Origin of the sequence: Corynebacterium sp. LK2537, assembly GCF_040946485.1 — a bacterium.
Lineage (GTDB): Bacteria > Actinomycetota > Actinomycetes > Mycobacteriales > Mycobacteriaceae > Corynebacterium.
In genome coordinates this window covers 105,878-125,423 of the sequence record NZ_JAYWLQ010000006.1, presented here as the reverse complement: position 1 = coordinate 125,423, position 19,546 = coordinate 105,878, and the positions used below count along the sequence as shown (strand labels likewise).

Below are 19,546 nucleotides of genomic sequence, written 5' to 3'. Positions count from 1 at the left end.
TCGTGGCCACTAGGTCGTGGCCACCGAGAAGAGGTAGGCCACCAGCATGCGCTTGACCTCGCCGACGACGGAGGCGAAGCTATCGGCGTCCTCGGTGCGGATGGCGTAGTTGAGCAGGGAGACGACCGTGTGGACCAGGAATCCGGCCAGCTCGATGCGCTCCTCGTAGTCCATGCCGGTAGCCAGCGGGGCGAGGATGTCGGCGAGCGGCTCCAAGATCTTGCGCTCGGTGGCCGCGGCGGTCGCGCGGGTGGCCGGCGTGGACTGGACGGCGTGCCAGACGGCCCGCCGGGACGGGTCCTTGCGCCACATCGAGGCCAGGTGGTCGATGAACTCGTCCAAAAAGTCCGGCCACTGCAGCGCCGGAACGTGCTCGGAAAAGCGCTGGATCTCCGCTAGGTTCTCGACGGTGTCCTGGCGGTCGAGCTCGCAGACGAGGACGTATTTGTTCGCGAAGAACTGGTACAAAGTGCCAATCGGCACCTCGGCGCGGCGCGCGACCTCGTCGAAGGTAAAAGACTCAAAGCCTAAGTCCACGAGCACGCTGCGCGCGGCCTGCAGAATCCGGTTGAACCGCTCGCGGCTGCGGGCCTGCGCCGGCCGCCGGCGCGGGAGAAGGATCTCGGCCGTGCCGGCCTGTTCGCTCGCGTCAGTTCCGGGGTTGTCGGTGGAGGGTGTGCTCATCGAGGGATAATTTAGGCGTCTAGTTCTTTGCTGATGCGGGCCACGTGACCGGTGGCCTTGACGTTGTACTTAGCCAGGGCGATCTTGCCCTCGGCGTCCACCAAGAACGTGGAGCGGATAACGCCCTGGACGACCTTGCCGTAGTTCTTCTTCTCGCCGAAGGCACCGTAGGCCGTCATGACCTCCTTGTCCGGATCGGACAGCAGCGGGAAGTTGAGATCGTGATCGGCGCGGAACTTCGCCAGCTTCTCCGGGGTGTCCGGGGAAATGCCCACGACGGCGATACGCCGGTCGTTGAGTTCTTCCAGGGAGTCGCGGAAATCGCAGGCCTCCTTGGTGCAGCCCGGGGTATTGGCCCGCGGGTAGAAATAAACCAGGACCTGCTGGCCGGCGAAATCACTCAAGCTGACGGTGTTACCTTTATCGTCGCTCAAGGAGAATGCGGGGGCGGTGTCGCCTACTTCTAAACGCTGTTGGTCAGTCATGCTATCCACCATACCCGGCCCGGCAGGTGGCTGAGTTTGGGTCAATACGTCACGCTGGCGGCAAACGCGATAGAATGTCCGCGTACCCGATAATCTTTAAGCGAAATACCAGGAGTAGAACGTGGCACGCAGTATTGAGGACATCCAGCGCGACATCGAGCGCACCCGTCGCCAACTGGCCGGCACCTTGGACGAGCTGGCCGACCGCAGCCGCCCGCAGAACCTGGCTAACGATGCCAAGTCTGCCGCCCAGGACAAGCTCCAGGACAAGAACGTTCAGATCGCCCTGGCCGGCGTCGCCGCCGTCGTTGTTGGCGGGATCGCCTTCGCGGTCTTCCGTTCCCGTCGCCGTTCCAGCGACATCAAGGAACTGCAGCGCCTGCTCGCGCAGCGCAAGTAATTTCCCCCTTAGTCCAAATCCTTCCGAATCCGACCTTCGCCTCTTTGCCAGGCGGGGGTCTTTTTCATGCTCGGTGGTTCATCCGGGGCGGTTCATCCGCGGCGGGGCGGGGTCCAGACCACGCGCCCGTGGCGGCGGACGAGCCGCCCGCGGCGGGAGCGGGCGGGGGAGTCGTCGTTGACGGAGTTGTGGTAGCGGCACAACGTGACGAGGTTGTCGGCGTTGGTGTTCCCGCCCGCGGCCCAGGCCTGCAGGTGGTGGACCTGGCAATCCTCGGCGGGCGCGCGGCAGTCGGGCCAGGCGCAGGTGGGGTTTTCCAGCATGGCCAGGTGGCGCTGCTTCCAGGTGGCTAGCCGCTTGCTGCGGTACAGGTTCAGCGGGCCGTGCACCGGGTGGAAGAGCCCGACGTATCCGTAATCGCTCAGGATGCGCCCGACCAGCTCCGCCCCGGTCAGCCGGCCGCCGTTGGTTAGCTGCAGCTCGACGTCCTGGCCAGAGCCATCGAGCAGCTGCACGAACTCGTCCAGCTGGATGACGACGTTGGTGGTGATCTGCGGGCGCTCGGCCCCGCGCTCGAAGACGGCGCGCGCGTCCTCGACGGTCTTGATATGAGCGTGCAGGTCCGCGATGTCCAGCGAGGAGGCCGTGATGGACAGCGTCGCCGTCCCGTCGCTGCGCCGGGTGACGTTGACTCCGGGGTTGCGCGGCGGCCGCGGCTGGATGTCGTTGACGCGCTTGCGCCCCAGCGAGCGCAGCTTCTTGGCATCGCCCGGGGTGCGGGCGAGCTCGAGGAGCAGGGAGATGGCATCGGACTGCCGCTTGAGGCGCTTGACCTGGCTGTAGATGGCCAGCAGCGCGGCGTAGCTGTGGCCGGTCTCGGCGGCGGCATCGCGGGCCGCGGCGCGCTGGGCGGAAAAAGAGGCGGTGCTGAAGAATAGGTCGCGCAGGCCTAGCAGCGTGCGGGCGGCCTGGGGGTCTTCGCCCCAGCTTAGGAGGGTGTCGTAGTCGAGGTCGCGGGCAAGGGACAAGTACGTGATGCCGTCGGCGCGGCTTCGGATGGAGGCTTCGAGTGCGTGCATGACCCTCACGCTAGAAAGCCCGCCGCCCTGACTCAACGGCCAGGCGGTCGAAGCTGTGGATAACTCGCCGAATTTGTATTACACGGAATACAACGCGGGGTTATCCACAGGTCTTAGGCCAGCTCGGCCCCGGCGGCGCGTAGCTCGGCGAAGGTGGCCTGCGCGGCCTCCTCGCTCACCGGCGAGCACAGGTCCTGGCGCACGGTGACGGTGAAGCCTTCGCGGAGGGCATCGAGGGCCGTGGCGCGCACGCAGTGATCGGTGGCAATGCCCACGATGTCCACGCGCTTGATCCCCCGGCCCCGCAGGTAGTCCGCCAGCGACGTGCCCGCTTGGCTGGCGCCCTCGAAGCCGGAATAGGCGGCGGTGTAGGCGCCCTTGTAGAAGAATTCGTCGATCTGGTCCTGCGGCAGCGCCGGGTGCAGGCGGGCGCCCTCGCTGTCGGCCAGGCAGTGCACCGGCCAGGTGTCGACGAAATCGGGGTTGTCGGAGAAGTGCCCGGCCGGGTCGATGTGCCAGTCCAGGGTGGCCACCACCGCGGGATAGTCGGCAATAACGCCAGCGATGCCGTCTGCCACCAGGTTGCCGCGCTCAGTGCCGAGCGCGCCGCCGGGGCAGAAGTCGTGCTGGACGTCGACGACGAGGAGGGCATCGGCGTGCGTAGTCATGAGGACTAGTTTAACTGTCGGTAGGCTGGTCAGGGTGAAAACTCCGATTCCTTTTTACCTCGAAGAGATCCTCGACAAAGTGCGCTATTCCGACGGCGGCGCCGTCGCGGACTATATCCCCGAGCTGGCCGACGCCAACCCCTCCTACCTGGCCGCGGCCATGTGCACGACCACGGGCAACGTCTACAGCGCCGGCGATAGGGAGGAGCGCTTTACCATCCAGTCCATCTCCAAGCCCTTCGTCTACGCGCTGGCGCTGCAGGAGCTGGGCCTGGAAGCGGTGCGCGAAATCGTCGGCATGGAGCCCTCCGGCGAGGCCTTCAACGAGCTGTCGCTGAACGCCGAGGACCACCGGCCGGTCAACCCGATGATCAACGCGGGCGCCATCGCCGTCACGCAGTTGATTAACGGCGTGGATTCGACCGTCGACGAACGCGTCGAGCGCATCCGCTCCTATATGTCGCGCCTGGCCGGCCGGGAGCTCGGCATGGACGAGCGCGTGTGCGGCTCCGAGCTGGAGCACTCCGACCGCAACTTGTCCCTGGCGCACATGCTGCGCAACTACGGCATCATCGAGGACGAGGCCCCCGATGCCGTGACCACCTATATCCGCCAGTGCTCCCTCTTGGTCGACGTACGCGACCTCGCCGTGATGTCGGCCACGCTGGCCAACGGCGGCCGCCAGCCGGTCACCGGGGAGAAGATCCTGGACGCGGACGTGTGCCGCCTGACGCTGTCGGTGATGAGCTCGGCCGGCATGTACGACGGCGCCGGCCGCTGGATGGCCGAGGTCGGCATCCCCGCCAAATCGGGCGTGGCCGGCGGGCTCATCGGTACGCTGCCGGGCCAGTTGGGCATCGCGACGTTCTCGCCGCGGCTGAATAAGGAAGGCAACAGCGTGCGTGGCGTAGAGGCCTTCAAACTGGTCTCCCGCGACATGGGCCTGCACCTGATGTCGACGGAGGAGCGCTACGGTATCGCGCCCATCCGCGATATCCACGAGGAAGAAGACACCTACGTCTTCCGCCTGCAGGGGCAAATCAACTTCAACGCCGCGGAGACCATCCTCTACGAGCTGGCCGACCAGGACTTCGACAACGAGGCCGTGGTGCTGGACATGTCCGGCGTGACCGGGTCGAACCGCATGGGCCGGCGCATGCTGAAGGAGGGCCTGCGCCGCCTGCGCGAGTCCGGCCACGACATCGGCGTGGTGGATCCGGACAACCGGATGACCGACCTGAAGATGTCCGACGGCACCGAGGTTCCCGTCCACGACGCCGAGGACTACGAGATCGCCGGCGAGGAAATCTAGGCGCGCGGGGAAATCTAGGTGGTGCAAAACCAAAAAGCCCCCGCTGGCCAGTGAAATCACGGCCCGCGGGGGAGGTGGTGCGCCATCAGGGACTTGAACCCCGAACCCACTGATTAAGAGTCAGTTGCTCTGCCAATTGAGCTAATGGCGCATTGTTTCAAAAACTTGAGCCAATCTCTCGGCCGCTGTCCTTGCAACGGAAAATAACTTTAACCCCTTCAAAGAAAATAGTAAAATCGGCTGGTCATACCAGGTTTTTACGGGGTATTAACGCAACGTTATTGCGCGCTTCATTCGGAATGCAACGATTAGGTATCAAAGTGCTCGGAGCGTCAATTTTGTGTACAACTTGGGGCCATTTTGTCGATATGGTTAGTGAGATTGGGTGACGAGTCCGCGACGAAGGCGGCTCGGCGGCTGACTCGCAGGTTGACTTGCAGGTTGAAAGAACCAGGCTAGATAAGGGTTTTGAGTTTTGACTAGGACGATTTCGCTGCTGCGCCGTGGCGCAGTGACGGTGATTGCGTCGGTTACGGCGGTCTCGCTGGCCGCGTGCACGATTGGTGATCCCGAGGGCCAGGACGCGGGGGCGCCGGAGGTCAGTGAGGCATCGGAAGCCGGTGCCACCAGCGTGGCCAAGAAGGAGAAGAAGGCTCCAGAATTCTCGGTCAAGGACGGCGCCGAAGACGTCGATCCCTTCACCCCGGTGACCGTGAAGTCCCTGGGCAAGGGGCTGGAGACGGTCACCATGACCAACGAGCAGGGCTACGTCGTGGCCGAGAAGCTCTCGGAGGACGGCAAGACCTGGTCGAGCGACGAGACGCTGGGCTACAACCGGACCTACACCATCTACGCCAAGGACGAGAACGGCAAGGAAAAGACCGTCCAGTTCACCACGCCGGAGGCCAACGGCACCGCGGACGTGGCCATGGCCCCGCTGGACGGCTCCGAGGTCGGCGTCGGGCAGACCGTGAACTTCCGCTTCGGCGTGCCCGTGCCGGACCGCAAGAACGCCGAGGAGGCCCTGACGGTGGAGACCTCCCCGGCGGTCGAGGGCGCGTTCCACTGGGTCAACGACTACGAGGTCCGCTGGCGCCCGAAGGAGTACTGGGAGCCGGGCACGAAGGTGACCGCGAAGGCGGAGATCGAGGGCGTCGACCTGGGTAACAAGATTTTCGGCGGCTCCAACAACGAGGCCAGCTTCACCATCGGCGACCGGGTCATCTCCATCGTGGACGACAACACCAAGACCATGCGGGTCTACAAGAACCAGGAGCTGCTGCGTGAGATCCCGGTCTCGCTGGGCCGCGACGGCCAGTACGCCACCCCGAACGGGCGCTACATCATCGGCGACGAGCACGATCAGCTCATGATGGACTCCACGACCTTCGGCCTGGCTCTCGATGCCGGCGGCTACCAGACCGTCGTCGACTATGCCACGCAGATGTCCTATTCGGGCATCTACGTCCACTCCGCCCCGTGGTCGGTCTGGGCGCAGGGCAACACCAACACCTCGCACGGCTGCATCAACGTCACCCCGGAGGCCGCCCAGTGGTTCCAGCAGGTGGTCGGCCGCGGCGACATCGTCCTGGTCAAGAACACCTCCGGCGGGGTGCTCTCGCCCTACGACGGGCTCGGCGACTGGAACATGTCCTGGGAGGACTGGAAGGCGGGCAACGCCTAGCCCGCCCAGCCAACTCAACCTTTGCGGAGCGCATGCTCCCCGCGGCCGATGACTACCGTGGGGAGCATGCGTTTTTCTGTCTTAGATAGGGCCGCGGCAACCCCGGCCGAAACGGAGGCCGAGACCTTGCGCGGGGTCGCCGAGCACGCCCGGCACGTCGAGTCCTTAGGCTTCGAGCGCTTCACCGTCGCCGAGCACCACGGCGTCGACGGCATCCCCAGCGGGCAGCCAGCACTAATGGCGGCGCACGCGGCGGCGGCCACGCAGCGCCTGCGCGTGGGCACGGCGGGCATCATGGTGCCCGGGCACTCGCCCTTCCTCATCGCGGAGCAGGTGGCGACGCTGGCGGCGCTGTACCCGGGCAGGGTGGACATCGGCCTGGGCAATTCCGTCGGCTTTACCGCCCCGGTGCGCGCCGCACTTCGGCAAGACCCCAAGGCCCGGGAGCGCTACGGCGACGACCTAGACGAGCTCCTGTCCTACCTGCGCGGCGATGCCGCCGTGACCGCCCGCCCGCGCCTCGAGGGCGACGTGGGTCTGTTCCTGCTGGCCGGCTACGCCTCCGCGCGCACCGCCGGGCGCTTAGGGCTGGGCGTCATCCTGGGCGGGCCGGTGGCCAACCAGTTAAAGGCCGCCCAGACCTACCGCGCGAACTTCCGATCCAGCGAGTTTTGCCCCGCCCCGCACGTGATTTCCTCGCTGAATATCGCGGTGGCGGAAACAGAGGAAAAGGCCGCGGATCTGCTGGCCCCGGAGGCCTACGCCCAGGCGATGGCCCAATCCACCGGCCGGTTTAGCCCGCTGGTGCCGGCCGCGGACCTGGATCTCGCCGCGATGACCAGCCAGCAGCGCGCCCGCATGCGCGACATCCAGGCCCACCACGTCGTCGGCACGCCGGGCGCAGTGCGTCGGGAGCTAGCGGCAATTGCTAGCCAGCTGGGCGTGGAAGAGTTCTTGGTGACGGGTGATATCCCGGACCGCGCCGGCCGGGCCGAGAGCGAAAGGCTCCTTGCGCAACAGTAAGCAATAGCAAAAAGCAGGCCAAGGAATCCTTGACCTGCTTTAACTTTGGGGTGGCTGACGGGGCTCGAACCCGCGACACCCAGGATCACAACCTGGTGCTCTACCAGCTGAACTACAGCCACCATCGCTGCCTTAGCAGCGCTATTTAGGTTAACCCATCAACGGCGAATTACAAAAACGCCTGGTAAGCGTGGGTGCTTTCGGCCTTCGCCTCGAGGGCCTGGCCGCTGTCCGGGCCACCGTCGGTGCGGAAGACGCTGCGGCGGTAGTAGTCCAGCTCGCGGATGGACTCCACGATGTCCTGCAGCGCGCGGTGGGCCAGCCCCTTGTCGGGCTGGTGGAAATACGCCTTCGGGTGCCAGCGCCGCGCCAGCTCCTTGATGGTGGAGACATCGATCATGCGGTAATGCAGCGCCTGGTCCAGCCGGGGCATGTAGCGCCGGATGAAGGTGCGGTCCGTGGCGATGGAGTTGCCGGCCAGCGGGGCGGGGTGCTCCGGGTCGCAGTGGGCCGCGACCAGCTCGAGGACGGCCTGCTCGGCCTGCTCGACGGTGGTGTGGGAGGCGCGGATTTCGGTATCCAGCCCGGAGTTGGCGTGCATCTCGGTGACCACGTCGTCCATCTGCGCCAGCTCGTCCTCGGTGGCGTGGACGACGAGGTCGATGCCCTCGCCCAGGATGTTTAAGTTGCCGTCGGTGATAACGGCCGCGACCTCCACGATGACGTGGCGGTCCGGATCCAGACCGGTCATTTCCAGATCGATCCAGACCAAGCGGTCATGTTTGGGAGCTATCTCTTGCTTCTGCATAAACACCAGTCTAGCTACCCCATCTGCGAGTAGAACTTGCCCACCAGCGGCGCGATGAGCGGCGTCGGCAGAACCTGGCTGAGCGTGTTCATCGCCTTGGACAGCGGGCCCGGCACCACGCGGCGCTGGTTGCGGGCCATGGCCGCCAGGGTCTCCTGCGAACAGGACTCGTAGGTCGTCCACAAAAAATCGGGCACGACCTTGTCGACAATGGACTGTTCCTCCGCGGGGACGACGGCATCCCGGACCGGGCCGGGGGCCAGCAGCGTACAGCTGACCCCGCTGCCGGCCAGCTCGTAGTGCAGCGCCTCCGTAAATGCGTTGACCCCGGCCTTGGTGAAGACGTAGGTGGCGTTGTTGGGGATGGGGATGTTACCGGCCGCCGAGCCCACGTTGCAGATGGCGCCCCGCCGCCGCGGCAGCATCTGCTCCAGCACCGCGCGGGTAATCCGGTGCACGGCCGTGGCGTTGAGCTGGAACTGGTCGGTCTCGTAGCCGAAGTCCTGCTCCATGAACGGGCCAAAGCTAGCGATGCCCGCCGAATTGACCAGGATGCTAATCTCCCGGCCGCCGATGAACTCAATGAGCCGGTCGACGTCCTCGGCACGGGAGAGATCCGCATCGAAAGCCACGGCCTCGACGTCGTGGGCGGCGCGCAGCTCGCCCGCGATCTTTTCCAGCACCTCCTTGCGCCGGGCGACCAAGACCACGTTGTGGCCCAAAGCGGCCAGGTCGCGGGCCATGGCCTCGCCGATGCCCTGGCTGGCGCCGGTGATCAGGGCATAAGAATGGCGGGTGGGGGAGGGCAGTCCGGAGTTTTTCGGCATGACGGGTTCAAGTCCTTTCGCGGCGGGTGCGTTTCACCTTTAGGCGGTGCATTTTAGCCTAGCGAAAAGATCCGGGTTAGTTCAGGGAAAACCCTGATGCGCTGCGGGTCGATCCACGGTTGAATAGAAAGTGAAAGGAAAACCCCGACCCCTCGAAAGGAGAGAACCCCAATGAACGACAAACTCCACCGCTCCAGCACCGACCGCTACGTTGCCGGCGTCTGCGGCGGCATCGCCGAGACCTACAACGTCGATGCCACCCTGGTCCGCGCCCTGTTCGCCATCGCCACGTTGGCCGGCGCCTGGGGCCTGGCCATCTACATCGTGCTGTGGATCTGCATGCCGGAAGGCCCGCAGGCCTAGGACCGGCCCCGCGCTACTGCAACGGGCCGAAGTCCATGAATTCCCGCCAGGTATCCCATTCTTCCTGCAGGGCCGCCCGGCGGGATTCTTTGCTGGCGTGGCCGTCGATGAGGCTGGCGTCCTGCATGCGGATGCCGTTGTCGAAAAAGAGCGCGGCGTGCCCGGAGGCCCCGTAGCGGATGACGGGGATGAGGTTGAGCCCGTCGAAGGACAGGCTGGCGTTCGGGCGCACGTCCAGGCCCGCGATGGCCGCCAGAGTGGGCGCCAGATCCATGGGCGAGACGAGTTCCTGGGAGGTGCCGCCTTCGGCCACGCCGGGCCAATAGATGCTCATCGGCCCCGGGGAATCGCTGAGCGTGGCCACCGCCACGACGCCGGAATCCGGCAGGGAGCCCGGCTCCTCCCAGAGACGGAAGACGTTGTCGCCTGGCTGGGCGGGCTCGGCGCCCTCGGTGACGCGCCAGCCGGCGTCGGCGAAGACGTCGGAGATGCGGTAGCGCGCGCGGCGCTGCGGGTACTGGCCGGTGAGCACCGCGTTGCGGGCCGAGGGGTAGTCCGCGGCGGGCGGGTAGCAGTTGTCGAAACGCAGGCCCGGCGGGGCCAGCTCGGTGGGCCAGTGGGAGAAGGTAGCCAGGGTGATTTCCATGGCTGCCATTTTAGTCCCGCTCAGGCGGGACAAAGCGGTGCCCCCACCAGGATTCGAACCCGGGACACGCGGGGTAGAAACCCGCTGCTCTATCCACTGAGCTATAGGGGCGAGGCCGGCGCCAGCCGCCAGCAGGACAGATTTTACTCGACCCGTCCGGGCCGGCGGCGCACGGGCGGCTAGCTGGTCGCGGCGCCGTTTTCGGCGCGCTCCTTCCCGACCTTCTTGACCAGCTCCATAAGCCTGCGGGCGGCCGGGGAATAATCCGCGTCGCGCCGCGAGAGCAGGATGCCGCTCATCATCGGCAGCTCCTCCTTGAGCTGGCGGTAGTGGATGCCCTCGGACTTGAAGGTGCGGGCGGTCTCCGGGAACAGAGCCACGCCCAGACCGCCGGAGACCAGCGGGATGGCGGTCTGGAGGGTGGAGATTTCCTGCCGGCGGGCGGGCACGGCATCGGGGTGGGCCTCCCAGAGCTCGTCGAGCAGCTCCGCGAGCCCGATAAATTCCGGGTTGCGGGGCACGACGACCCAGGTCTCGTCTTGGATGTCGTACAGCGAGACCGGATCGGGCAGATCGGACAGGCGCTCGGGCAGGCCGACCACCCAGGGGAAGCGGGCGAACTCGACGACGTCGAGCTGGCGGGAGAAGCGCCGCGCGACCGCCGCGGGGTCGGTGACCGGCAGCAGACCGAAGTCGACGGTGCCGTCCAGGACCCGCTCGAGGGTGAGGCTGGGGGAGGGGTCTTCGACGTAGACCTCGACGTCGGGGGTCTCCTGCAGCATCTGGTGCAGGACGGCGGGCATGACGGTCCAGTTGAACTCGGGCGCCGAGCACACTGAGACGGAGCCGGCCAGCCCTCCGGCCATTTCCTTGATGCGCTGGGCTGTCTGGGACAGCAGGGCGTCGAGCTTGACTGCGCTCTTGTAGAGATAATCGCCTGCTTCTGTCGGGGTGACGCCGGCGCGGCTGCGCTTGAGCAGCTGGATGCCGAGCTCGTCCTCGAGCTTGCGGATGGATAGGCTCAGCGAAGGCTGGGTCATCTCCATCGCCACCGCGGCATGTGTGAATGCGCCGTGGTCAACCACGCTGCGGAAGTAGTGGAGTTGCCGAGAATCCATAAATCCCATCGTGCCAGAAAATAGACCATTAATCATTTTCGTTATGGAAACGTCGCCGAAGTAGAATAGCGGCATGTCTTTCAGCCACGCCACCGACGCGGATGCGACGAAGAAGCCTCGCCCCAGTTCCGGCACCCCAGCGGTGCGGTCCAGCTGGGGTATTTACGCGGCAGCCACGGTCTTTGCCGGGGTGGTCGGAGGGTTCATCTCGATGTTCTTCCTCGCCGACTCGCTGCAGGCCCTGGGCATTCCCGATCCGGGCCGCCTGACCACCGTCGGCCTGCCGGCTTTCCGGGGTGCGGCCTGGATGCTCATGGCCCTGGCCGTGGGCTCCTACCTGACCTCGGCGTTCCTCATCTCCCCGGCCGTGCCGGAGGGGGACAACGAACGGCTTATCGATGCCCCCTTAACCGTCGACGGCCACCTCGCCGCCCGCACCGGCATGTTTGCTTCCTTCGGCGTGGCCATTGTCTCCCTGCTGGAAATCCCGCTGGTCATGTCGGACGTTTCCGGCACGCCTTTCGTCCAGGTCCTAAGCCCGGACATGCTGGGCCTGGCGCTGTCCCAGGTGGCCACCGCTCAGGCGTGGCTGGCCACCGCGGTGATCGCGGCGCTGGTCGGCGTGCTGACCCTTTTTAGCCAGCAGTGGTCCCTGCAGCCGGTGCTGCTCTTTTTGTCGATCACCATGGTGGTGCCCCTGGGGTTTGACGGGCACTCGGCCTCCGGCGGCGATCACGACTACGGCACCAACTCCTACCTCTGGCACCTGTTGTTCGTGGTGCTCTGGGTCGGCGGCCTCATGGCGCTCATCGCGCACGGCCGGCGCCTGGGCCCGGAGATGGGGCAGGCGGTGCGCCGCTATTCCACGCTCGCGCTCGTCGCCGCGCTGGCTATGGCCGCCTCCGGCGTGGTCAACGCCGCCATCCGCGTGGAGTGGTCGGACTGGCTGACCACCCGCTACGGGCTGATTATCACCACCAAGACGGTGCTGCTGGTCGTGCTGGCCTTTCTGGGCTTTGTCCACCGCCAGCTGACCATCCCGCAGCTGGACAAGCGCCCGCGCCTGTTCCTGCGCGTGGCGGTGGTGGAGGTGGCCGTCATGGCCGCCACCGTCGGCGTGGCGATTACCATGGGCCGCACCCCGCCCCCGCCGCCGCGGGATCCCAACTTGAACTCCATGCAGATCCAGCTGGGCTACGAGCTCTTCGAGCGACCCACCTTCTGGAACGTGTGGACCTTTTTCCGCTTTGACATCATGTTCGGGGTTATCGGCCTGGTGCTGGCGGGCCTGTATATCTACGCCCTCTACCGGCTGCGCAAGATCGGGCTGAGCTGGTCGCCTGTGCGCACCACCTGGTGGATGCTCGGCTCGCTGGGGATGACCGTCGTGATGTCGACGGGCATCGGCCTGTACTTCCCGGCCATGTACTCCATGCACATGTTGGGGCACATGGTCCTGTCCATGGTCATCCCGTTGTTCCTGGTGCTCGGCGCGCCGCTGACCCTCATCATGGAGGCCTTCCCCGCGGGGCGCCCGGGCCGGCCCAGCCTGCACGACTACGCCGCGGCGGTGACGAAGTCGCGGATCCTGCGCGCCATCACGCACCCGGGCGTTAACCTCCTGCAGTTCCTCGTGGTCTTCTACGCCATCTACCTCTCCTTCGACTTCTACGAGTTCGCGATCTCCGAGCACGCCGGCCACGTCCTGATGAACTGGATGTTCCTGCTGTCCGGCTACCTCTACTTCTGGGAGGTCATCGGCCCGGATCCGCTGCCTCACCGCGCGCCGGTGCACATCCGGCTATTCGTGCTCTTTTTGTCCATGCCGGTCCACCTCTACATGGGCGTCTACCTCATGCAGCTCAACGCCATTCTGGGCGAGGAGTTCTACAATTCTCTGAACCTGCCGTGGGACATCGACCTGCTGGCGGACCAGCGCGAGGGCGGCGGCATCGCCTGGGGCTTCGGGCAGTTCCCGCTGGTCATCGTCTTCGGCAAGCTCTTCGTCGACTGGCTGCGGGAGGATCGCAACACCGCCGCCCGCCACGACGCGAAGGCGGACGTGGATCACGACGCCGATTTGGAGGAATACAACCGCATGTTGGCCGGGCTGAGCGAGGATGGTGACATTAGTCGTTTCCGGCAGATGTAGGTACCTCACCAGCACCCATAGTGCTTAACGATGCCACCCCGCCCCAGACATAGGCATATTTCTTGCCGTGGGGGCGGGGTTTATCCACAGGTGCGGCTGGCGGCGGTTTACAGCCGCGGCGACCTCGGCGAGCATGAACACCAGCGGCCCGCGACCGCGGGGCGCGAAGAACACTATTTGCTCGAGGGGAATCCAACCTAATGTCTCAACTTTCTATCACCGTTTTCGGCCACCTCACCCACAACCCGCAGCTGGTTAAGTTCAACGACGAGACCATGAAAACCAACCTGCGCGTCGCCTCCTCGCGGCGCGTGCGCGACAACTCCACCCAGACCGCCGACACCTGGAAAGACTCCGACCTGGTGTTCATGGACGTCGAGGTCTGGGGCCAGCTGGCCCAGTCCTGCCGCATCACCTTGCAGAAGGGGATGCCGATCATCGCCGTCGGCTCGCTGGTGACCAGCCAGTGGACTACCGAGGCCGGCGAGGCCCGCAGCCGCATCTACCTGAAGGCCTCCTGGCTGGGCCTGGACATGAACCGCTGGGTCATCGGTGCCCGCAAGATCGAAACCGTCACCAACGCCGCCGGGGTGGAGATCCCGGGCGAGAGCGTTTTGGACTACCCGGTGGACAAGGACCTGTCGAAGTCCGCGCCCAAGCCGCCGGAGCCGGCGGAATCCGCAGAAGCTGCGGAGTCCGGGGACGATGGCAACGGGGAGGGGGATACCGCTACCGATACCGCCGGGGACCGCGCCGCCGCCAGCGCGCGCAGCGTCCTGAACTAAAACACCACCTACGGAAAAGACCCGTCAGCGCCGAGCGGCGCGGGCGGGTCTTTGCCTTAAGGGGTAGCCAGCGGGCGACTTGCGGTAGTGTTTGTGGTGATAAAAACCTGACCCAATGGACGAAAAGGGGAATGATGGGCGAGTTCATCTACACGATGAAAAACGTGCGCAAGGCTATCGGCGACAAGGTCATCTTGGACAACGTCACCATGGCCTTCTACCCGGGCGCCAAGATCGGCGTCGTGGGGCCAAACGGCGCCGGCAAGTCCTCGATCTTGAAGATCATGGCCGGGCTGGACCAGCCCTCCAACGGTGAGGCTTTCCTGGATCCCGGCGCCACCGTCGGCATCCTGCAGCAGGAGCCGCCGCTGAACGAGGAGAAGACGGTCCGCGAGAACGTCGAGGAGGGCCTCGGCGACATCTTCGAAAAGAAGCAGCGCTTCGAGCAGATCGCGGAGGAGATGGCCACCAACTACACCGACGAGCTCATGGAAGAGATGGGCAAGCTGCAGGAAGAGCTCGACGCCGCCGACGCCTGGGAGGTCGACTCCAAGATCGAGCAGGCCATGGAGGCCCTGCGCTGCCCGCCGTCCGATGCCCCGGTTACCAACCTCTCCGGTGGTGAGCGCCGCCGCGTCGCGCTGGCCAAGCTGCTGCTGAGCGAGCCGGACCTGCTGCTGCTCGACGAGCCCACCAACCACCTGGACGCCGAGTCCGTCCAGTGGCTGGAAAAGCACCTCCAGGACTACCCGGGCGCCGTGCTGGCCGTGACCCACGACCGCTACTTCCTGGACCACGTCGCCGGCTGGATCTGCGAGGTCGACCGCGGCAAGCTCTACCCGTACGAGGGCAACTACTCGACCTACCTGGAAAAGAAGCAGGAGCGCCTCGAGGTTGCCGGCAAGAAGGACGCCAAGCTGCGCAAGCGCCTGAAGGACGAGCTGGCCTGGGTGCGCTCCGGCGCGAAGGCCCGCCAGGCCAAGAACAAGGCCCGTCTGGAACGCTACGAGGAGATGGCTGCCGAGGCCGAGAAGTACAAGAAGCTCGACTTCGAAGAAATCCAGATCCCGACCCCGCCGCGCCTGGGCAACAAGGTCGTCGAGGTCAAGGACCTGGTCAAGGGCTTTGGCGACCGCGTGCTCATCAAGGACCTGTCGTTCACGCTGCCGCGCAACGGCATCGTGGGCGTTATCGGCCCGAACGGCGTGGGCAAGACGACCCTGTTCAAGACCATCGTCGGGCTGGAAGAGCCGGACGCGGGCTCCGTGGAGGTCGGCGACACCGTCAAGCTGTCCTACGTGGACCAGAACCGCGAGAACATCGACCCCGAGGCCACTGTCTGGGAGGTCGTCTCCGGCGGCTTGGACTACATCCACGTCGGCCAGAACGAGATGCCGTCCCGCGCCTACCTGTCCGCCTTCGGTTTCAAGGGCCCGGATCAGCAGAAGCCGTCCAAGGTGCTCTCCGGCGGTGAGCGCAACCGCCTGAACCTCGCGCTGACCCTGAAGGAGGGCGGCAACCTGATCCTCCTGGACGAGCCGACCAACGACCTCGATGTCGAGACCCTCGGCTCCCTGGAAAACGCCCTCGAGAAGTTCCCGGGCTGCGCCGTGGTCATCTCCCACGACCGCTGGTTCCTGGACCGCACCTGTACCCACATCCTGGCGTGGGAAGGCAACGTCGAAGAGGGCAAGTGGTTCTGGTTCGAAGGCAACTTCGGCGACTACGAGAAGAACAAGGTCGAGCGCTTGGGCGAGGAAGCCGCCCGCCCGTCCCGCGTGACCCACCGCAAGCTGACCCGCTAGACAACGCAGTTAACCGCAGTTAAAGGAGCAGGATGTCCATCCACACCCACGAGGTACCGGTCCGCTGGTCGGATTTCGACCGCTACGGCCATTTGATGAACGCGAACTACGTCGAGCTCGCCCAGGAAGCGCGGCTGGCGTTCGCGGAAGACAAGTTCTACTCGCAGGGGCACGAATTCGCGGCTTTCGTGCGGCACCTGGACCTGGACTTCCGCCTGCCCATCGAGCCCCGCGGCACCACCTCCGTGGTGGTCGAGACGCAGGTCGTCGAACTGGGCAACAGCTCCCTGACCACCCGCCAGGAGATCAAGGACAAGAACGGCCGGGTCGCCTGCGTGGTGGAATGCGTACAGGTCGCCGTGGATCTTAAGACCCAGCGCCCGCGCCCGCTCAGCGATGCCGAGCGCGACATCCTCACCCAGGTAGGGGAAGAGTAGGTGCCGAACGAGTCGCTGGACCTGCGCAACGGGGGCAAGGGCCTCCAGGTGCTGGTCAGCCGGGCGATCGGCGTTGATGGCGGGTGCTCCGCGCGGCTGCGCCAGCTGACGGAGCACGAGGTCGATGTCTTCGTCACCACGCCTTTCGAGGTCGTTGTCTCGCGCCGCGTGGAGGGGAAAGTCTCCCGCGACGGGGCCGTGGTCTCCGCCTATCTGCTGCAGCAGGAGCTGCTGAAACACAACGCCGCCGGCAAGCTGGAGCTGGGCCCGGCCCGCGATCCGGTCTGGCCGGGCGCGCTGCCGCCGATGAACGGCTTCCGGCTGCTGGACCATCTTCCAGTGGAGGTCGTGCGCGAGCTTGCCGATGCCGGCCAGGACCTCGCGCGCCAATTTTCCGGTCCGCTGGGCCCGCCGTCGAGCCTGCTCAACCAGACCGTGGTGACCGTCGAGGGGCAGGGCAAGCAGGTCGAGGTGCCCATGCGCATGATTTTCGCCTGCACCAGCCTGGGCCTCATCCCCGGGGTCTCCGCGCCCATGGAGGTCCCGCGGCACCTGCGGGTCGCGGCGAAGGGGCGCTGGGTGCGCCTCGATGCCCCTTTCGGCACCGTCTACCACTCGAATCGCCTGTCCTTGTTCTAGGTAGTCCACAGGCCGTGGTTCCCGAGCGTTAACTATTTCACTCGGTCGGTGGAGTTATCCACAGGCGCGAATTTGTGCCCTTGTGGGGGTTGACGCGTGCTTCTAGCGTGTGGGGCATGACAGCAACGACAGCCATGGACACTTTGAAAGCAGCGCACTCCATCTTCGCGGACGGGATCTCCTACGTGGGCCTGTGCCGCGAGCTGAGCCTGCCTGCCCTGAAGGCTGTCATGTCCGACGTTGCCGCGGCCGCCCACTACCGCGCCTGCCAGACCTTCTTCGGACACACCACCTACACGAGGAAGCAAGCCGCCGCGAGGAAAGGCGCCGCGGAATCCGGACACCACCTCGACACACTGCTGGTGTTGGACAACGCCTTCCGCCGGGTGCGCAACCAGGGCGAGGCCTGGGCCATGCTCATCGAACTGTGCAACACCCCCGGCACCACCAAACAACTCCGTCGCCTTGCCAACCGCAAGGTCCTGGAGCTTAACCGCCCGGCCCCACCGGCCGAAGGCGTGCGGGTCACCCGCCGCAAAGACGGCCCCAGCACGTTTTCGGTGACCGGGGACCCGGAGTTGGTGGAAAACCTCTGGGCGTCAATTAAGACCATCCCCGACGTCGAAGCCTTGTTTAGCGGCGGGCTGAACAAGCAGCCGAAGGCCACGCACGTGGTCATCTCCCTGCCCGACTGGGTACGCATCCTGTCAGGTGACGGGGACGAAATCACCCTGCAGCTAACCAACGGCACCACGATGACGGGTGCCGAATACGTCCGCCAATGTCTTCTGGATGCGGGTCTTGCCACGCTGGTGGATCCGAGGCGTGGCCCGGTCAACCAATACCGCTACCAGCGCCATGCTTCCTCCAAGCAGAAGGACATGGCCAAGGCCGAGACCACCACATGTGCCTGGCCAAACTGCCGCAAGCCGGCCGACGAGTTCCAGGTCCACCACATCCACCCGTGGGCCGATGGCGGTGAGACCAACCAGGAGAATCTCACCTTGTTGTGTGAGTTCCATAATTCGTGGAACGACGACGACCCGGCCTACCCCAGGCACGGCCGGGTCAACCGAAGACACGGCCACATCACCTGGGATCCTCCCTGGGGCTGACATAAAGTCAGCCGAGCCCCACGGCTGTCGGGCCACTAGCAAAGGCACAAGAAAAGGCGCCACGGAAACTACTCCGTAGCGCCTACTCGGCGTGCCCGAGGCTAATCCGGGCGGTTGATGAGCATCGCGGCGACGCGCTGCATGTGATCCCAGATCATCGCGCGGTACGCCGGCGGGATGGTCTCCTCCTCGATCTCGTCCAGGGAGGCACCCATCAGGTCCAGCCAGCGCTGGGCGGCGGCGGAATCGATGGGGAAGGAGAAATGCCGCATTCGCAGCCGCGGGGCGCCGCGGTTGGCGTTGAACTCGGCGGGGCCGCCCCAATACTGGGCGAGGAACCACTGCAGTCGCTGCGCGGCGCCGTCGAAGTCATCGGCCGGGTACATGGGCGCCAGGATGTCGTCGTCGCGCACGCGGGCGTAGAAACCTGCGACCAGGCGGCGGAAGGTCTCCTCGCCCCCGATGGCATCGTAAACGCTGCTGGGCTGCATCTAGCTCTCGTCCGCCTTCCGCATGATGCCCACGCCGTAGGGGTACGGGGTGGAAATGCCGGCCTCCTGCATGGCGTCCAGGATGTGCGCCTGGGCGTGGCGCTGGACGTGCCACTGCTGGCCGGGCATCGTCTTGATGGAAATGCGGTAGGAGATGTAGTCCGGCTCCCAGTCGGAGATGCCGTTGATGACGGGCTCGTCGATGACCTCGTTGACAATCTCCGGGTCCTTGACCGCCTCGGCGACGGCCGCCTCGATGACGCGCCAGGCCTCCTTCGCGTTGTTCGACAGGCCCACCGGGATCTGCAGGCGGCAGATGGCGTAGTGATCGGAGAAGTTACCGATGCGCAGGATCTCGCCGTTGCGGACCGTCCACAGGGTCCCGTCGATGTCGCGCACCTTGGTCACGCGCAGGGTGATGTCCTCGACGTCGCCGATGATGTCATCGCCCACGTCGATGGTGTCGCCGATGCCGTACTGGTCCTCCAGCAGCATGAAGACACCGGACAGGAAGTCCTTGACCAGTGACTGGGCGCCGAAACCAAGGGCGACACCAACCACACCGGCGGAAGCGATAAGCGGCGCGATATTCACGCCGAGCTGGTCCAGTATGAGCAGGGCGGCCAAGCTCCAGATGACGATGCCCACGGCCGACTTGCTGACCCCGGCCAGCGTCTTGATGCGGGACTTGCGCCGGTTTTCCTGGCTGCGGTTCATCGCGGCCTGCTGGCGGCTTTCCTCTTCGCGCTGCGCCTTGGTGGGCTTAACGGTCAGGGGCAGCCGCGGGATGGCGGCGCCGCTGGGGGTCTGCGCGGCCTTGCTGGCCAGCTTGTTGATGACGCGCCGCAGCACCCACTGCGAGACGACGGCGATCAGCAGGATGACCACGATCTTGACGGGGCGTTCGATGACCCACGAGCGGACCTGTTCGTCCTCCCACCAGTTGCTGACCGTGTCGACGGCGTCGACGGCAGTCGTGCCGGCGGAACTAGCTAACACTGTGAGACTCATGCACTCTCTTTCTC

At 65.6% G+C, this 19,546-nt stretch carries 21 protein-coding genes and 3 tRNA genes; 11 read left to right on the top strand and 13 right to left on the bottom strand.

Going from position 1 to position 19,546, the window contains the following annotated elements; genetic code table 11:
• Window positions 1-9: 9 nt before the first annotated feature.
• Both VVS03_RS09115 and bcp read right to left on the bottom strand, forming a co-directional pair.
• A complete protein-coding gene (locus VVS03_RS09115; RefSeq protein WP_368534367.1) occupies window positions 10-684 on the bottom strand; it encodes a TetR/AcrR family transcriptional regulator in 675 nt (224 codons plus the stop codon).
• A gap of 11 nt (window positions 685-695) precedes the next feature.
• Window positions 696-1,169 carry a thioredoxin-dependent thiol peroxidase gene (bcp, locus tag VVS03_RS09110; protein ID WP_368520385.1) on the bottom strand — a complete coding sequence of 158 codons (474 nt, stop codon included), beginning with the start codon at window positions 1,167-1,169 and terminating at the stop codon, window positions 696-698.
• A 121-nt stretch (window positions 1,170-1,290) separates the two neighbouring features.
• Between bcp and VVS03_RS09105 the strand changes: the two genes are divergently transcribed.
• The gene (locus VVS03_RS09105; RefSeq protein WP_070769608.1) at window positions 1,291-1,569 is read left to right on the top strand and encodes a DUF3618 domain-containing protein; all 279 of its coding nucleotides are present in this window, start codon (window positions 1,291-1,293) and stop codon (window positions 1,567-1,569) included.
• A 92-nt stretch (window positions 1,570-1,661) separates the two neighbouring features.
• On the opposite strand, the gene VVS03_RS09100 is transcribed toward VVS03_RS09105, so the two are convergent.
• Window positions 1,662-2,648 (bottom strand): HNH endonuclease signature motif containing protein, encoded by a 987-nt coding sequence (locus VVS03_RS09100; protein ID WP_368534366.1) that lies wholly within the window; start codon window positions 2,646-2,648, stop codon window positions 1,662-1,664.
• Between the two features lie 113 nt (window positions 2,649-2,761).
• Window positions 2,762-3,316, bottom strand: a complete 555-nt coding sequence (locus VVS03_RS09095) for an isochorismatase family protein (RefSeq protein WP_368534365.1) — start codon at window positions 3,314-3,316, stop codon at window positions 2,762-2,764.
• Window positions 3,317-3,350: 34 nt separating this feature from the next.
• On the opposite strand from VVS03_RS09095, the gene VVS03_RS09090 reads away from it, so the two are divergent.
• Window positions 3,351-4,628 carry a glutaminase gene (locus tag VVS03_RS09090; RefSeq protein WP_368520381.1) on the top strand — a complete coding sequence of 426 codons (1,278 nt, stop codon included), beginning with the start codon at window positions 3,351-3,353 and terminating at the stop codon, window positions 4,626-4,628.
• A gap of 75 nt (window positions 4,629-4,703) precedes the next feature.
• On the opposite strand, the gene VVS03_RS09085 is transcribed toward VVS03_RS09090, so the two are convergent.
• Window positions 4,704-4,779 (bottom strand) — tRNA-Lys (locus VVS03_RS09085).
• Between the two features lie 324 nt (window positions 4,780-5,103).
• On the opposite strand from VVS03_RS09085, the gene VVS03_RS09080 reads away from it, so the two are divergent.
• Window positions 5,104-6,312, top strand: coding sequence for an Ig-like domain-containing protein (locus tag VVS03_RS09080; protein WP_368534364.1), 1,209 nt, complete (start codon window positions 5,104-5,106; stop codon window positions 6,310-6,312).
• A 66-nt stretch (window positions 6,313-6,378) separates the two neighbouring features.
• Window positions 6,379-7,335, top strand: coding sequence for an MsnO8 family LLM class oxidoreductase (locus tag VVS03_RS09075; protein ID WP_368534363.1), 957 nt, complete (start codon window positions 6,379-6,381; stop codon window positions 7,333-7,335).
• 46 nt (window positions 7,336-7,381) lie between these two features.
• On the opposite strand, the gene VVS03_RS09070 is transcribed toward VVS03_RS09075, so the two are convergent.
• The 3 genes from VVS03_RS09070 to cmrA all read right to left on the bottom strand — a co-directional run bounded on the left by VVS03_RS09070 (window position 7,382) and on the right by cmrA (window position 8,970).
• A tRNA-His gene (locus VVS03_RS09070) sits at window positions 7,382-7,457 on the bottom strand.
• A gap of 47 nt (window positions 7,458-7,504) precedes the next feature.
• Complete coding sequence (gene orn, locus VVS03_RS09065; RefSeq protein WP_368520378.1) at window positions 7,505-8,143, bottom strand: oligoribonuclease; 639 nt, start codon at window positions 8,141-8,143, stop codon at window positions 7,505-7,507.
• A 14-nt stretch (window positions 8,144-8,157) separates the two neighbouring features.
• The gene (gene cmrA, locus VVS03_RS09060; protein WP_368534362.1) at window positions 8,158-8,970 is read right to left on the bottom strand and encodes a mycolate reductase; all 813 of its coding nucleotides are present in this window, start codon (window positions 8,968-8,970) and stop codon (window positions 8,158-8,160) included.
• 171 nt (window positions 8,971-9,141) lie between these two features.
• Between cmrA and VVS03_RS09055 the strand changes: the two genes are divergently transcribed.
• Window positions 9,142-9,333, top strand: coding sequence for a PspC domain-containing protein (locus tag VVS03_RS09055; protein WP_368534361.1), 192 nt, complete (start codon window positions 9,142-9,144; stop codon window positions 9,331-9,333).
• A 13-nt stretch (window positions 9,334-9,346) separates the two neighbouring features.
• On the opposite strand, the gene VVS03_RS09050 is transcribed toward VVS03_RS09055, so the two are convergent.
• The 3 genes from VVS03_RS09050 to VVS03_RS09040 form a co-directional block, all read right to left on the bottom strand.
• Window positions 9,347-9,979 carry a hypothetical protein gene (locus VVS03_RS09050; protein ID WP_368521399.1) on the bottom strand — a complete coding sequence of 211 codons (633 nt, stop codon included), beginning with the start codon at window positions 9,977-9,979 and terminating at the stop codon, window positions 9,347-9,349.
• 38 nt (window positions 9,980-10,017) lie between these two features.
• Window positions 10,018-10,090 (bottom strand) — tRNA-Arg (locus VVS03_RS09045).
• Window positions 10,091-10,158: 68 nt separating this feature from the next.
• Window positions 10,159-11,097, bottom strand: coding sequence for a LysR family transcriptional regulator (locus tag VVS03_RS09040; RefSeq protein WP_368534360.1), 939 nt, complete (start codon window positions 11,095-11,097; stop codon window positions 10,159-10,161).
• Between the two features lie 73 nt (window positions 11,098-11,170).
• Here VVS03_RS09040 and VVS03_RS09035 point away from each other — a divergent pair, with 73 nt between their 5' ends.
• The 6 genes from VVS03_RS09035 to VVS03_RS09010 all read left to right on the top strand — a co-directional run bounded on the left by VVS03_RS09035 (window position 11,171) and on the right by VVS03_RS09010 (window position 18,030).
• On the top strand, window positions 11,171-13,249 hold the full coding sequence (locus VVS03_RS09035; protein WP_368534359.1) for a cytochrome c oxidase assembly protein: 2,079 nt from the start codon (window positions 11,171-11,173) through the stop codon (window positions 13,247-13,249).
• A gap of 200 nt (window positions 13,250-13,449) precedes the next feature.
• The gene (locus tag VVS03_RS09030) at window positions 13,450-14,034 is read left to right on the top strand and encodes a single-stranded DNA-binding protein (protein WP_368534358.1); all 585 of its coding nucleotides are present in this window, start codon (window positions 13,450-13,452) and stop codon (window positions 14,032-14,034) included.
• Window positions 14,035-14,168: 134 nt separating this feature from the next.
• The gene (ettA, locus tag VVS03_RS09025) at window positions 14,169-15,839 is read left to right on the top strand and encodes an energy-dependent translational throttle protein EttA (RefSeq protein ID WP_296206630.1); all 1,671 of its coding nucleotides are present in this window, start codon (window positions 14,169-14,171) and stop codon (window positions 15,837-15,839) included.
• Between the two features lie 32 nt (window positions 15,840-15,871).
• Window positions 15,872-16,276, top strand: a complete 405-nt coding sequence (locus VVS03_RS09020) for an acyl-CoA thioesterase (RefSeq protein WP_368520371.1) — start codon at window positions 15,872-15,874, stop codon at window positions 16,274-16,276.
• Window positions 16,277-16,915 carry a hypothetical protein gene (locus VVS03_RS09015; RefSeq protein ID WP_368534357.1) on the top strand — a complete coding sequence of 213 codons (639 nt, stop codon included), beginning with the start codon at window positions 16,277-16,279 and terminating at the stop codon, window positions 16,913-16,915.
• 116 nt (window positions 16,916-17,031) lie between these two features.
• Window positions 17,032-18,030, top strand: coding sequence for an HNH endonuclease signature motif containing protein (locus VVS03_RS09010; RefSeq protein ID WP_368534356.1), 999 nt, complete (start codon window positions 17,032-17,034; stop codon window positions 18,028-18,030).
• A 101-nt stretch (window positions 18,031-18,131) separates the two neighbouring features.
• On the opposite strand, the gene VVS03_RS09005 is transcribed toward VVS03_RS09010, so the two are convergent.
• Window positions 18,132-18,521: a globin gene (locus VVS03_RS09005; RefSeq protein WP_368520368.1), complete on the bottom strand. Its 390-nt coding sequence runs from the start codon at window positions 18,519-18,521 to the stop codon at window positions 18,132-18,134.
• Window positions 18,522-19,532 carry a mechanosensitive ion channel family protein gene (locus VVS03_RS09000; protein WP_368520367.1) on the bottom strand — a complete coding sequence of 337 codons (1,011 nt, stop codon included), beginning with the start codon at window positions 19,530-19,532 and terminating at the stop codon, window positions 18,522-18,524. It abuts the gene before it with no gap.
• Window positions 19,533-19,546 lie beyond the last annotated feature (14 nt).